This is a genomic window from Actinomyces oris (assembly GCF_001929375.1).
Lineage (GTDB): Bacteria > Actinomycetota > Actinomycetes > Actinomycetales > Actinomycetaceae > Actinomyces > Actinomyces oris_B.
On sequence record NZ_MSGO01000008.1, the window covers coordinates 61,508 to 74,496 of the forward strand.

Here is a 12,989-nt window from a genome sequence, read left to right on the forward strand (position 1 = left end):
GTGCCGAGGAGGGGAACCCGAGTGACCCAGGCAGCCGCCCAGTCCAGCGCCTCCGCCACTGCCGACGTCATCGTCGTCGGGGCCGGCCCGGCCGGCTCCTCGGCGGCCTACCACATGGCCACTCTCGGCCTCGACGTCATCCTCCTGGAGAAGCAGGAGCTCGGCCGGGACAAGGTCTGCGGAGACGGCCTGACCCCCTCGGCCGTGCGCGAGCTGGTCTCCATGGGCATGGACACCACCGGCTGGCAGCGCAACCGCGGCCTGCGCGTCATTGGCGGCGGACACCTCCTCCACTTCCCCTGGCCGGAGCAGGCCTCCTTCCCCTCCTACGGGATGGCCCGCCCCCGCGCCCTGCTCGACCGCGACCTGGCCGAGCACGCCGCCGCGGCCGGCGCCCGCCTGCTCACCGGCGTCACCGTCACCGGCCCCGTCACCTCGCCCACCGGCCGCGTCACCGGTGTCGAGGCCCGCCCCACCAACCGGGTCACCTACCCCGGCATCGAGGGCCCCACCACCTTCACCGCCCCACTGGTCGTCGACGCCGGAGGGGTCTCGGCCCGCCTGGCCACCGCCGTGGGGCGCACCAAGAACGAGCGCCGCCCCATGGGCGTGGCCGTGCGCGCCTACTTCCGCTCCCCGCGCGCCAAGGACGCCTGGATGGAGTCCCGCCTCGAGCTGTGGGACGGCACACCCGGCAAGTCCGACCTCCTGCCCGGCTACGGGTGGATCTGGTCCGTGGGGGAGGGTCTGGTCAACGTCGGGCTCGGCTCGGTCTCCTCGCGCGCCCAGGCCACCGCCATCGACTACCGCGCCGTGTTCAACCGCTGGATGGACAACGTCCCGGCCTCCTGGGGCTTCACCAAGGAGAACCAGGTCGGCGGTCTGGTCAGCGCCGCCCTGCCCATGGCCTTCAACCGCAAGCCGCACTACGCCGACGGCCTCATGCTGCTGGGCGACGCCGGCGGCATGGTCTCGCCCTTCAACGGCGAGGGCATCGCCCAGGCCCTCATGTCCGGCCGCCTGGCCGCCCAGGCCGCCGCCCAGGCCGCCGCCCGCACGACCACTTCCGGTCGCGAGCAGGTCCTGGCCCAGTACCCCAAGGCCCTCAGCTCCGAGATGGGCGGCTACTACACGCTCGGCCGTGTCTTCGTCGCCCTCATCGAGCACCCCGAGGTCATGCGCCTGTGCACCCGCTACGGACTGCCGCGCAAGCGCCTCATGAAGCTCGTCACCAAGCTCCTGTCCGACGGGTGGGAGCGCCGCGGCGGCGACGGAATCGACCACTTCATCCAGCTCCTGACAAGGATGGTGCCGGAAGCATGAACCCCTACGCCTCCCTGCTCATCATGGCCGCGTTGGCCCTCCTGGTGGCCGTCGGCGGCCTGGCCCTGAGCGCCATCGTCAGTCCCGCCCGGCGCAACCGGGTCAAGGTCGCCAACTACGAGTGCGGCATCGACCCCACCCCCGCCAACACCGAGCACGGGCGCTTCCCCGTCTCCTTCTACCTGGTGGGCATGACCTTCATCATCTTCGACGTCGAGGTGGTCTTCCTCTACCCCTGGGCCACGGCCTTCGGGCGCCTGGGCTTCTTCGGGCTGGGGGCGGCCGTCCTGTTCATCGGCCTCATCACCGTGCCCTACATCCTCGAGTGGCGTCGCGGCGGACTGGACTGGGACTGAGGCGGCCCTGACCGGCCAGGACCCAGCCCGACGATCCCAAGGAGTACACAGCAGTGAAGAGCATGAAGAAGCACAACGCCTACATGGCGTCCATCCCCTCCAAGCGCCACGACCCCTACGCCGCCGCGGCCGCCGAGGTCGACAGCCCGGGCTTCCTGCTGACCACCGTCGAGAAGCTCGCGGGACTGGCCCAGGCCCGCTCCATGTGGCCCGTCACCATGGGCCTGGCCTGCTGCGCCATCGAGATGATGGCCGCCGGCACCCCCCGCTTCGACATGGCGCGCTTCGGCTGGGAGGTCTTCCGCGCCTCCCCGCGCCACGCCGACGTCATGATCGTCTCGGGCCGCGTCTCCCACAAGATGGCCCCCATCGTGCGCAACGTCTACGACTCCATGCCCGAGCCCAAGTGGGTCATCTCCATGGGGGCCTGCGCCTCGTCGGGAGGCATCTTCAACAACTACGCCGTCGTCCAGGGCTGCGACCACGTCGTCCCGGTGGACATCTACCTGCCGGGCTGCCCGCCGCGCCCCGAGATGCTCCTCAACGCCATGCTCGAGCTCACCCGCCAGATCGAGAAGAAGCCGCTGTTCAAGCACCGCGAGGAGATCGCCCGCGCCGTCGAGGCCGCCGCGCTGTCGGCCACCCCCACCCATGAGATGAAGGGCCTGCTGGCATGAGTGAGAAGAACGCCCCGGGACACGACTCGGGCCCCGACGCCCTGACCGAGGTCCCCGAGGTCGCCGGCACCCCCGTGCGCCCCGAGCTGCGCCTGGAGGTCATCGCCGCCCCCACCGGCCAGTTCGGCGCCTCCGACGCCGGGGACACCACCGGCTACGGCGAGCACCGCAGCGTCATCACCCTCGCCCCCGCCGCCGCGCGCCCCTACGGCGGCTGGTTCGACGACGTCGTCGACGCCCTCATCGAGGACCTCCAGGAGGCCGGCATCGACCCGGCCGCCGCCATCGAGAAGGTCGTCGTCGAGCACGACGAGCTCACCCTGTTCATCGCCCGCGAGCACCTGCTCGACGTCGCCCGCCCCCTGCGCGACGACCAGGACCTGCGCTTCGAGCTGTGCCTGGGCGTCAGCGGCGTCCACTACCCCGAGCTGACCGGGCGCGAGCTGCACGCCTGTATCCAGTTCATGAGCCTGACCCACGGCGGGCGTCAGCTGCGCCTGCAGGTCGCCTGCCCCGAGACCGACCCGCACGTGCCCTCCCTCGTCTCGCTCTACCCCGGCAACGACTGGCACGAGCGCGAGACCTGGGACCTCATGGGCATCGTCTTCGACGGACACCCCCACCTGACCCGCACCGCCATGCCCGACGACTGGGTGGGCCACCCCCAGCGCAAGGACTACCCGTTGGGCGGCATCCCCGTCGAGTACAAGGGCGCCCAGACCCCGCCCGCCGACACCCGGAGGTCCTACCGCTGATGAGTACCGCACGCACCTTCCGCGCCTCCGGCCCCGCCACGGACGAGCTGTCCGCCGGCGCCGAGCAGTTCACCGTCAGCGGCGGGGACTGGGACGACGTCGTCGCCCAGATCGCCGAGCGCGACGAGGCCGACCGCCTGCGCAACGACCGGATCGTCCTCAACATGGGCCCGGTCCACCCCTCCACCCACGGCGTGCTGCGCCTGGTCCTGGAGGCCGACGGCGAGGTCGTCACCGAGGTCCGTGTCGGAACCGGCTACCTGCACACCGGTATCGAGAAGAACATGGAGTACCGCACCTGGGTGCAGGGCGAGACCTTCGTGACCCGCATGGACTACGTGGCCCCCTTCTTCCAGGAGGTCGGCTACGCGCTCGCCGTCGAGAAGCTCCTGGGCATCACCGACGACATCCCCGAGAAGGCCACCGTCACCCGGGTGCTGCTCATGGAGCTCAACCGCATCGCCTCCCACGCTGTTGCCGTGGGCAGTGGCGGTAACGAGATGGGCGGCACCACGCTCATGACCATCGCCTTCCGCTGCCGCGAGAACATCCTCAAGGCCTTCGAGATGGTCTCCGGGTTGCGCATGAACCACGCCTACATCCGCCCCGGGGGACTGGCCCAGGACCTCCCCGAGGGCTTCACCGAGTTCGTGCGCTCGGTCATGCCCGACATCAAGCACGACATCCACGAGCTCGAGCTCCTCCTCCTGGAGAACCCGATCCTCAAGTCCCGTTTCATCGGCGTGGGGGAGATCAGCCTGGCCGGTGGGCTCGCCCTGGGCCTGACCGGGCCCTGTCTGCGCGCGGCCGGCTACCCGCTGGACATCCGGCGCACCAACCCCTACTGCGGCTACGAGACCTACGACTTCCGGGTCCCCACCTACCGGGTCTCCGACTGCTACAACCGTCTGCGCATCCGTCTGGACGAGTGCTACGAGTCCCTCAAGATCGTCTCCCAGTGCCTGGACCGCCTCGACGAGATCGCCGCCCGCGGCGACGACCCCTCCAACACCGCGATGGTGGCCGACCCGACCATCGCCTGGCCCGCCCGCATGTCGATCGCCACCGACGGCCAGGGCCAGTCCCTGGAGCACGTGCGCGAGATCATGGGCAGCTCCATGGAGTCCCTCATCCACCACTTCAAGCTGGTGACCCAGGGCTTCCGGGTCCCGGCCGGGCAGGTCTACCAGACCGTCGAGCACGCCAAGGGGGTCCTGGGAATCCACGCCGTCTCCGACGGCGGCACCCGCCCCTACCGGGTCCACTTCCGCGACCCCTCCTTCTCCAACCTGCAGTCGCTGGCCATGATGGGGGAGGGCGGCATGATCGCCGACCTCGTGCCCACCCTGGCCTCCATCGACCCCGTCCTGGGAGGCGTGGACCGCTGATGAGCACCACCGAGAACGCAGTCAACCCAGCCGTCGAGACCATCGCCACCGTCAGCGCGGTCGGCCCGGTGGGCACCGTTGCGCAAGCCGCTGTGGCCGCCGGCTACAGCACCGAGGTCGCCCAGGGCCTCCAGGTCGACATCGAGCGGATCATCGCCCGCTACCCGGCGGGCAAGGAGCGCAGCGCCCTCATCCCGATGCTCCACCTCATCCAGTCCGTGGACGGCTACGTCTCGCCGGCCGGCATCGCCCTGTGCGCCGCCCGGCTCGGCCTGGAGCGCGCCGAGGTCAGTGCCGTGGCCACCTTCTACAGCCAGTTCCGCCGCCACCCGGTGGGCACCTACCACGTGGGCGTGTGCACCAACGCCCTGTGCGCCGTCATGGGCGGGGACGAGATCTGGAAGGCGGTCACCGAGCACACCGGCCTGGGCGCCGAGGAGACCAGCGAGGACGGCACCATCAGCCTCGAGCGCGTCGAGTGCAACGCCGCCTGCGACTACGCCCCCGTCGTCATGGTCAACTGGGAGTTCTTCGACAACCAGACCCCCGACTCCGCCGTCGCCATGATCAAGGCCCTCGAGCGCGGCGAGGACGTCGCCCCCACCCGCGGCCCCGAGACCGTCCCCACCTTCCGTGAGAACGAGCGCCTGCTGGCCGGCTTCGAGGACGGCCGCACCGACGAGGGGCGCGGCCCCGGCGAGCCGACCCTGCGCGGCCTGCGCATCGCCCGCGAGCAGGGCTGGACCGCGCCGAAGGAGGAGACCAAGTGAGTGACACCGCCACCTACACCGCGCCGGGGACCCTCACCCCGGTCCTGAGCGACCTGTGGGACCAGGAGCGCTCCTGGACCCTGCGGACCTACCTCGACCACGGCGGCTACGAGGGCCTCAAGAAGGCCAAGACCCTCAGCTGCGAGGACCTCATCGGCCTCATCAAGGACTCCGGACTGCGTGGACGCGGCGGCGCAGGCTTCCCCACCGGCCTGAAGTGGTCCTTCCTGCCCCCGGTCGACGGCGGCCCGCGCTACCTCGTGGTCAACGCCGACGAGTCCGAGCCGGGCACCTGCAAGGACATCCCCACGATCATGTCCAACCCGCAGGCGCTCATCGAGGGCATCGCCATCACCTCCCGGGCCATCGGCGGCGACCACGCCTTCGTCTACCTGCGCGGCGAGGTCCCCCACGTCTACCGCCGCCTGCTCAGCGCCGTGCGTGAGGCCACCGAGTCCGGCCTGCTGGACACCGGCTTCGGGCTCGACGGCCAGCAGCGGCTGCGCATCACCGCCCACGCCGGGGCCGGCGCCTACATCTGCGGTGAGGAGACCGCCCTGCTGGACTCCCTGGAGGGCCGCCGCGGCCACCCCCGCCTCAAGCCGCCCTTCCCCGCCGTCGCCGGCCTCTACGCCCGGCCCACGGTGGTCAACAACGTCGAGACCATCGCCTCGGTCCCGGCGATCCTGACCCGCGGCGCCCAGTGGTACTCCACCATGGGCACCGAGAAGTCCAAGGGCCACGGCATCTTCTCCGTCTCCGGCCACGTGGCCCACCCCGGCCAGTACGAGGCCCCCTTCGGCATCACCATGCGCGAGCTCATCGAGCTCTCCGGCGGCATCCGCCCCGGCCACGAGCTGAAGTTCTGGGTGCCGGGAGGCTCCTCGACACCGATCTTCGGCCCCGACGAGCTCGACGTCCCCCTGGACTACGAGTCCGTGGCCGAGGCCGGCTCCATGCTGGGAACCCGCGCCCTGCAGGTCTTCGACGAGACCGTCTCCGTGGTGCGCGTGGTCACCCGCTGGACCGAGTTCTACCAGCACGAGTCCTGCGGCAAGTGCACTCCCTGCCGCGAGGGCACCTACTGGATGCGCCAGATCATGCTGCGCCTGGAGGCCGGGCGCGGCCTGCCCGGCGACGTCGAGAAGCTCGAGTCCATCGCCTCCAACATCGCCGGACGCTCCTTCTGCGCCCTGGGCGACGCCTCCGCCACCCCGGTCCTGACCGGCATCAAGCGGTTCCGTGAGGAGTTCGAGGCCGGCTACACCGCCGCCGCCGGCGAGCTCTTCCCCTACGCCGCCTCCTCCGTCTTCGAAAGCGCACGGTGAGCCATGACTGCTGAGACGACCACCAAGAGCTCCGCACCCGCGGCGCCGCCGGCCCCCGAGATGGTCCACATGACCATCGACGGGCTGCCCGTCGAGGTCGAGAAGGGGACCCTCCTCATCCGCGCCGCCGAGCAGGTCGGCGTGCGCATCCCGCGCTTCTGCGACCACCCGCTGCTCGCGCCGTCGGCCAACTGCCGCCAGTGCCTGGTGGAGGTGGCCATGCCGGGACGCGACGGCGTCGTGCGACCCATGCCCAAGCCCCAGCCCTCCTGCGCCATGACCGCCATGGAGGGCATGGAGATCTCCACCCAGGCCACCAGCGAGGTCGCCGCCCAGGCCCAGGCCGGCACCATGGAGTTCCTCCTCATCAACCACCCGCTGGACTGCCCGGTGTGCGACAAGGGCGGCGAGTGCCCCCTGCAGAACCAGGCCCTGGAGCTCATGGCCTCCGGCGCCCAGTCCGCCACTCGCTTCACCGACGTCAAGCGCACCTTCCCCAAACCACTGCGCCTGACCAGCAACATCCTGCTGGACCGCGACCGCTGCATCCTGTGCCAGCGCTGCGTGCGCTTCGCCGACCAGATCCCCGGCGACCCCTTCATCGCCCTCCAGGGCCGCGGCGGCGGGCACCCCTCCTGCGACATGGACGGCGAGCCCGAGCACACCGGGGGCCTGTACTCCGAGCAGATCGGGCGCTTCGACGCCCGCGTCCTGGACTTCCACACCGAGGCGACCCAGGAGGGGCTCGACGCCGACCTCCAGACGATCCGCGGCGTGCCCTCCCTGAGCGCCCTGGGCGACCTGACCGGCCCCGGCGGCGAGCCCGGCGCCTCCGACGGCACCGACTACGGCCCCGACCTGGGCGCCGGCCGCGAGGACCTGGACGCCTCCGGGCGCCCCTTCGCCTCCTACTTCTCGGGCAACATCATCCAGATCTGCCCCGTGGGCGCCCTGACCTCCGCGAAGTACCGCTTCCGGGCCCGCCCCATGGACCTGGTCTCCACCGACTCCGTCACCGAGCACGACGCCTCCGGCTCCGCCATCCGCGTCGACATGCGCCGCGGCGTCGTCCTGCGCCACCTGGCCGGCAACGACCCCGAGGTCAACGAGGAGTGGATCACCGACAAGGACCGCTTCGCCTTCACCTGGTCCTCCCAGCCCGACCGCCTCACCGTGCCGCTCGTGCGCGACGAGGAGACCGGCGAGCTCGTCACCACCTCCTGGTCCGACGCCCTGGACGTCGCCGCCCAGGGGCTGGCCCGCGCCGCCTCAGACGGGGGAGTGGGGCTCCTGCCCGGCGGCCGCCTCACCCTGGAGGACGCCTGGGCCTGGTCCCGCTTCGCCCGCACCGTCCTGGGCACCAACGACATCGACCAGCGCGTGCGCGCCCACAGCCAGGAGGAGGACTCCTTCCTGGCCGCCCGCGTGGCCGGCACCGGACTGGGAGCCGTCACCTACCGCCACCTGGAGCGGGCCGGACAGGTCCTGCTCCTGGGCCTGGAGCCCGAGGATGAGTGCGGTTCCCTGTTCCTGCGCCTGCGCAAGGGCGTGCGCGCCGGCGGCGTCAAGGTGGCCACCGTGACCACCTGCTTGAGCGCCGGCAGCCGCAAGCTCTCCGCCCAGGCCATCCTCACCCCGCCCGGTGAGGAGGCCCGCGTCGTCGCCCACCTCAGCCAGACCCACCCCGACCTCGTCGAGGCCCTGCGGGTCGACGGCGCCACCATCCTCATCGGTGAGCGCGCCACCCGCGTCCCCGGCCTGCTGAGCGTCGCCGACGCCCTGGCCACCGCCACCGGCGCCCACCTGGCCTGGGTGCCGCGCCGCAGCGGCGAGCGCGGAGGCATCGAGGCGGGCCTGCTGCCCGGCCTCCTGCCCGGCGGGCGCCCCGTGGCCGACCCCGAGGCCCGCGCCCAGGTCGAGCGGGCCTGGAACCTGGGCCCCGAGCACCTCCTGCCCGCGACGCCGGGCCGCGACGCCACCGCCATCCTCTCGGCCCTCCTGGAGGGGAGCCTGGGCGGCGCCGTCGTCGGCGGCATCGACCTGCGCGACTTCCCCGACCCGGGCCTGGCCCGCGCGGCCCTGGCCGCCAGCGGCTTCACCGTCCAGCTCGAGGTGCGCCGCAGCGAGGTCAGCGAGCACGCCGACGTCGTCCTGCCCGTGGCCCCGGCCGTGGAGAAGAACGGCACCTTCGTCAACTGGGAGGGGCGCGTGCGGCCCTTCGGCCAGGCCCATGTCTCGCGCTCCCGCACCGACCGCCAGGTCCTGGGCATGCTCGCAGGCGAGATGGGGGTCGACCTCCAGGCCGACGACCTGGTCGTCCTGCACGAGCAGCTCGCCGACCTGGGACTGTGGCGCGGGAAGCGCCCGTCGGTCGCCTTCGGGCCCGCCCCGGCGGTCTGCACCGGCGCCCCCCTCCCCGACGACGGCGTGGAGGCCCGCCTGGCCACTCACAAGCCCATGCTCGACGCCGGGCGCCTCCAGGACGGTGAGCCCTTCCTGGCCGCCACCGCCCTGCGCCCCGTCGCCAAGGTGGGCACCGACCTCGCCCAGCGCCTGTCGCTGGCAGCCGGTCAGGAGGTGACCGTGGCGACCGCCACCGGATCGATCACCCTGCCGGCCGTCGTCGGCGGCGTCAGCGACGGCACCGTGTGGCTGCCCGAGTGCTCGGCCGGCTCCACCGTCCACCAGACCCTGGGCGCCGGGCACGGCTCCCAGGTCACCGTGACCCATGCAGCGGAGGTACTGAGGTGAACCCGATCCACGCGGCTCAGGCCGCTGCCGACGACGCCCTCCCCAACGGGGGCGTGACCGCCGACTTCTCCGCCGAGACCTGGTGGCTGACCCTCATCAAGGCCGGCTTCATCGTCGTCTTCCTCATCGTCAGCGTCATGATGGCGCTGTGGGTGGAGCGGCGCGGCCTGGCCCGCATGCAGACCCGCCTGGGCCCCAACGTCAACGGCCCCCTGGGTCTGCTCCAGGCGGTCGCCGACGCAGGCAAGCTCATCATGAAGGAGGACTTCTGGCTCAAGGGGGCCGAGAAGACCATCTACCTCCTGGCGCCGCTCATCGCCGCCTTCAGCGCCTTCATGGTCTACGCGGTCATCCCCTTCGGGCCACAGGTGAGCATCTTCGGCCACTCCACGCCCCTGCAGCTGACCGACTTCCCGGTGGCGGTCCTCTACATCCTGGCCATCGCCGCCTTCGGCGTCTACGGGATCATCCTGGGCGGCTGGTCCACGCACTCCACCTACCCGCTCTTCGGCGCCGTGCGCAGCGCCGCTCAGGTCATCTCCTACGAGCTGAGCATGAGCCTGTCCATCCTCACGGTCTTCCTGGCCTCGGGGACCATGTCCACCTCCGGGATCGTGACCGCCCAGGAGCGCATCTGGTGGGCCGTGGCGATGGTGCCCAGCTTCATCATCTACGTCATCTCCATGGTCGGTGAGGTCAACCGCCTCCCCTTCGACCTGCCCGAGGCCGAGGGCGAGCTCGTCGCCGGCCACATGGTCGAGTACTCCTCGATGAAGTTCGCCTGGTACTTCCTGGCCGAGTACATCAACATGTTCAACGTCTCGGCCGTGTGCGTCACCCTGTTCCTGGGCGGCTGGCGCTCGGCGATCCTCAGCCTGTTCTGGGCGGGCGCCAACTCCGGCTGGTGGCCGATGCTGTGGTTCATCGCCAAGGTCTGGGCCGTCATGTTCTTCATGATCTGGACCCGCGGAACCCTCGTGCGCATCCGCTACGACCACTTCATGAAGCTGGGCTGGAAGGTCCTCATCCCGATCTCCCTGGTCTGGTTCGTGCTGGTGGCGGTGGTGCGCGCCTTCCGCACCTTCTCGGGCGCCTCCGTGCAGGCACTGCTGCTGCCGATGGCCGTCGTCTTCTGCGTCATCATGTTCGTCCTCTTCCTCATCCCCGACAAGGAGGAAGAGGAGGAGCTCTACGAGGACTACGACGACGAGGACGCCGACGATGACGACGTCGAGATCCTGGACGCCGAGGACGACCACGTCGCCTTCCTCGAGGGCTTCCCCGTCCCGCCGCCTCCGGGCACGTCCCTGCCGCCCTCACCGCGCGCCCGCCGCGCCGCCCTCGCGGCCGATGACTCCGAGACCGGGGCGGTCACCGCCGTCGGCCTCCTGGAGGACACCGACGTCGAGGACGATGACGTCGAGGACGACGACGCGGCCGGTTCCGCCGACTCCGCGGACTCTGCCGCCTCCGCCGAGTCCCCCGACTCGGCCGGCACGGCAGTCCCGGCCGGCACGGACGCAGCCACCGCCCTGCCCACCTTCACCCTTGACCTCAAGGCCGACTCGGCCGGCGGCAAGGACACAGACACGGCCGCTGAGGCACCCCAGGAGGGAAAAGATGACTGATCGCCCCCACCGTTCCCGGGGCTCGCAGCACGACAAGTGGCTGCGCGACGCTCCCTCCGCCCTGGCCCGGGCCTTCGCGCCCGTGGCCGGCTACGGGGTCACCATCTCCTCGATGTTCCGCCCGGTGGTCACCGAGCAGTACCCCTTCGAGCCGCCGCAGGCGATGCCCCGCTACCACGGGCGCCACCGCCTCAACCGCTACGACGACGGCCTGGAGAAGTGCATCGGCTGCGAGCTGTGCGCCTGGGCCTGCCCCGCCGACGCGATCTACGTCGAGGCCGCCTCCAACGAGCCCGGCGCCCAGTACTCGCCCGGCGAGCGCTACGGGCGCGTCTACCAGATCAACTACCTGCGCTGCATCTTCTGCGGCATGTGCATCGAGGCCTGCCCCACCCGGGCCCTGACCATGTCCACCGACTTCGATGAGCTCGTCGGCCCCGGCCGCGAGGGCCTCATCTACGAGAAGGAGGACCTGCTGGCTCCCGTGCCCGAGGGCGCCGTGGGCGCACCCCACCCCATGGTCGAGGGCACCGAGGACGGCGACTACTACCGCGGGCGGGTCGTCGGCTCCACCCAGGCCCAGATCGACTGGGTGCGGACCCACCGGCCCGACGACCCCAGCCTGGACGACGCCCGCGCCAAGGCAGCCCCCACCGCCTCCGGCCGGGGCAGCCGTCAGACCGTGAAGGGAGCCCTGCGATGAGCACCCTGCTGATGACCGGAGCCGCCGCCCCGGCCGCCCTGACTCAGGACGGTCACCTGGGGCTGGGCGAGGCCATCATCTTCGGCGTCGTCGCCCTGGTCACCGTGGCCTGCGGCATCGGCGTCCTGACCGCCAAGCGCGCCGTGAACGCCGCCATCAACATGATCGGCATCATGATCTCGCTGGCCGTCCTCTACATCGTCAACGAGTCGCCCTTCATGGGCATCACCCAGGTCGTGGTCTACACCGGCGCCGTCATGACCCTCGTCCTGTTCGTCATCATGCTCGTGGGCGTCGGCGGCGACGAGCCGGTGGGAGCCGTCGGCACCGTCATGAGGCGCCCGGTCCTCATCCTCCTGGGACTGGGGCTGGCCGGCGCCCTGACCGCCGTCGTGTGGCGCTCCGCCCTGCCCACGCCGGTTGGGCTCAAGGACGGCGCCAAGGCCGCCCCCGATCTGCTGGCCGTCACGCTCTACCACGACCACGTCGTCACCATGGAGCTGACCGCCATCCTGCTCATCGTCGCCGCCGTCGGCGCCCTGACCCTCACCCACCGCCAACGCATCCGGGCCCGACTCGGCCAGCGCAAGATGGCCGCGAGCAAGATGCAGGACTACGCCACCAAGGGCGCCCACCCGGGCCAGAAGCCGATGCCCGGCGTCTACGCCTCCACCAACTCCGCCGCTGCCCCTGCCCTGGACGCCCAGGGCGAGGCCGTCGAGGAGTCCGTGCCCCGGGTCCTGCGGGCCCGCGGTCAGGGCCTGGAGCTGTCCGACGTCTCCCCGGAGATGGGCCTGGCCCAGCGCTCGGGCACGATCGTCTCCCGCCTGGCCGGTGCCGACCAGGTCGACGCGGCCGACGGCCCCCGGGCCCCCCGCCGCTCCGGGATGCCCTCCATGCCCGGTGCCGCCGCCCCCGCCGTCAAGCAGCCCGTCCTCAGCGATGACGGGGCAGCCGACTCGGCCGCCCCGGAGCAGAAGGAGGAGAAGTGAGTCTCCCCATCACCGTCTACCTCATCCTGGCCGGGGTGCTGTTCACCCTGGGGGCGCTCACGGTGCTGCTGCGCCGCAACGCCATCATCGAGCTCATGGGCGTTGAGCTCATGCTCAACTCCGTCAACCTCGTCCTGGTGACCTTCTCCCGGATCCACGGCAACCTCACCGGTCAGGTCTTCGCCTTCTTCGTCATGGTGGTGGCCGCCGCCGAGGTCGTGGTGGGGCTGAGCATCGTCGTATCCATCTTCCGCACCCGCAGGTCCACGTCGGTCGACGACGAGAACCTGCTCAAGAACTGAGGGGAGAGACCACCGA

General features: G+C 71.3%; 12 protein-coding genes. All 12 read left to right on the plus strand.

Translation table 11 applies throughout. The features are described 5' to 3' along the window. The first annotated feature begins 21 nt into the window (after positions 1–21). The 12 genes from BKH32_RS02355 to nuoK all read left to right on the plus strand — a co-directional run bounded on the left by BKH32_RS02355 (position 22) and on the right by nuoK (position 12,973). Positions 22–1,323, plus strand: coding sequence for a geranylgeranyl reductase family protein (locus tag BKH32_RS02355; RefSeq protein ID WP_075248448.1), 1,302 nt, complete (start codon positions 22–24; stop codon positions 1,321–1,323). Then, positions 1,320–1,679: an NADH-quinone oxidoreductase subunit A gene (gene ndhC, locus BKH32_RS02360; RefSeq protein ID WP_075248449.1), complete on the plus strand. Its 360-nt coding sequence runs from the start codon at positions 1,320–1,322 to the stop codon at positions 1,677–1,679. Before BKH32_RS02355 ends, ndhC begins: the two co-directional genes overlap by 4 nt. Before the next feature lie 62 nt (positions 1,680–1,741). Next, positions 1,742–2,356 (plus strand): NADH-quinone oxidoreductase subunit B, encoded by a 615-nt coding sequence (locus BKH32_RS02365; RefSeq protein WP_143222673.1) that lies wholly within the window; start codon positions 1,742–1,744, stop codon positions 2,354–2,356. Beyond that, the gene (locus BKH32_RS02370; protein ID WP_075248450.1) at positions 2,353–3,111 is read left to right on the plus strand and encodes an NADH-quinone oxidoreductase subunit C; all 759 of its coding nucleotides are present in this window, start codon (positions 2,353–2,355) and stop codon (positions 3,109–3,111) included. Before BKH32_RS02365 ends, BKH32_RS02370 begins: the two co-directional genes overlap by 4 nt. Beyond that, positions 3,111–4,499, plus strand: a complete 1,389-nt coding sequence (locus BKH32_RS02375; RefSeq protein WP_075248451.1) for an NADH-quinone oxidoreductase subunit D — start codon at positions 3,111–3,113, stop codon at positions 4,497–4,499. Before BKH32_RS02370 ends, BKH32_RS02375 begins: the two co-directional genes overlap by 1 nt. After that, positions 4,499–5,269, plus strand: coding sequence for an NADH-quinone oxidoreductase subunit NuoE (gene nuoE / locus BKH32_RS02380; protein ID WP_075248452.1), 771 nt, complete (start codon positions 4,499–4,501; stop codon positions 5,267–5,269). Before BKH32_RS02375 ends, nuoE begins: the two co-directional genes overlap by 1 nt. Then, on the plus strand, positions 5,266–6,597 hold the full coding sequence (gene nuoF / locus BKH32_RS02385) for an NADH-quinone oxidoreductase subunit NuoF (protein ID WP_075248453.1): 1,332 nt from the start codon (positions 5,266–5,268) through the stop codon (positions 6,595–6,597). The genes nuoE and nuoF overlap by 4 nt, the downstream gene beginning before the upstream one ends. Before the next feature lie 3 nt (positions 6,598–6,600). Then, positions 6,601–9,348 (plus strand): NADH-quinone oxidoreductase subunit G, encoded by a 2,748-nt coding sequence (locus tag BKH32_RS02390; RefSeq protein ID WP_075248454.1) that lies wholly within the window; start codon positions 6,601–6,603, stop codon positions 9,346–9,348. Further along, positions 9,345–10,976, plus strand: coding sequence for an NADH-quinone oxidoreductase subunit NuoH (nuoH, locus tag BKH32_RS02395; protein ID WP_075248455.1), 1,632 nt, complete (start codon positions 9,345–9,347; stop codon positions 10,974–10,976). Before BKH32_RS02390 ends, nuoH begins: the two co-directional genes overlap by 4 nt. Then, positions 10,969–11,679 (plus strand): NADH-quinone oxidoreductase subunit NuoI, encoded by a 711-nt coding sequence (nuoI, locus tag BKH32_RS02400; protein ID WP_075248456.1) that lies wholly within the window; start codon positions 10,969–10,971, stop codon positions 11,677–11,679. The genes nuoH and nuoI overlap by 8 nt, the downstream gene beginning before the upstream one ends. After that, positions 11,676–12,671: an NADH-quinone oxidoreductase subunit J gene (locus BKH32_RS02405; protein ID WP_075248457.1), complete on the plus strand. Its 996-nt coding sequence runs from the start codon at positions 11,676–11,678 to the stop codon at positions 12,669–12,671. Before nuoI ends, BKH32_RS02405 begins: the two co-directional genes overlap by 4 nt. Then, positions 12,668–12,973, plus strand: a complete 306-nt coding sequence (gene nuoK / locus BKH32_RS02410) for an NADH-quinone oxidoreductase subunit NuoK (protein ID WP_003787144.1) — start codon at positions 12,668–12,670, stop codon at positions 12,971–12,973. The genes BKH32_RS02405 and nuoK overlap by 4 nt, the downstream gene beginning before the upstream one ends. Positions 12,974–12,989 lie beyond the last annotated feature (16 nt).

Coding starts and splice junctions, on each gene's coding strand:
- BKH32_RS02390 (WP_075248454.1), top strand. CDS start 6,601: ATGACTGCTGAGACGACCACCAAGAGCTCCGCACCCGCGGCGCCGCCG.
- ndhC (WP_075248449.1), top strand. CDS start 1,320: ATGAACCCCTACGCCTCCCTGCTCATCATGGCCGCGTTGGCCCTCCTG.
- BKH32_RS02375 (WP_075248451.1), top strand. CDS start 3,111: ATGAGTACCGCACGCACCTTCCGCGCCTCCGGCCCCGCCACGGACGAG.
- nuoI (WP_075248456.1), top strand. CDS start 10,969: ATGACTGATCGCCCCCACCGTTCCCGGGGCTCGCAGCACGACAAGTGG.
- BKH32_RS02365 (WP_143222673.1), top strand. CDS start 1,742: ATGAAGAAGCACAACGCCTACATGGCGTCCATCCCCTCCAAGCGCCAC.
- BKH32_RS02405 (WP_075248457.1), top strand. CDS start 11,676: ATGAGCACCCTGCTGATGACCGGAGCCGCCGCCCCGGCCGCCCTGACT.
- BKH32_RS02370 (WP_075248450.1), top strand. CDS start 2,353: ATGAGTGAGAAGAACGCCCCGGGACACGACTCGGGCCCCGACGCCCTG.
- nuoE (WP_075248452.1), top strand. CDS start 4,499: ATGAGCACCACCGAGAACGCAGTCAACCCAGCCGTCGAGACCATCGCC.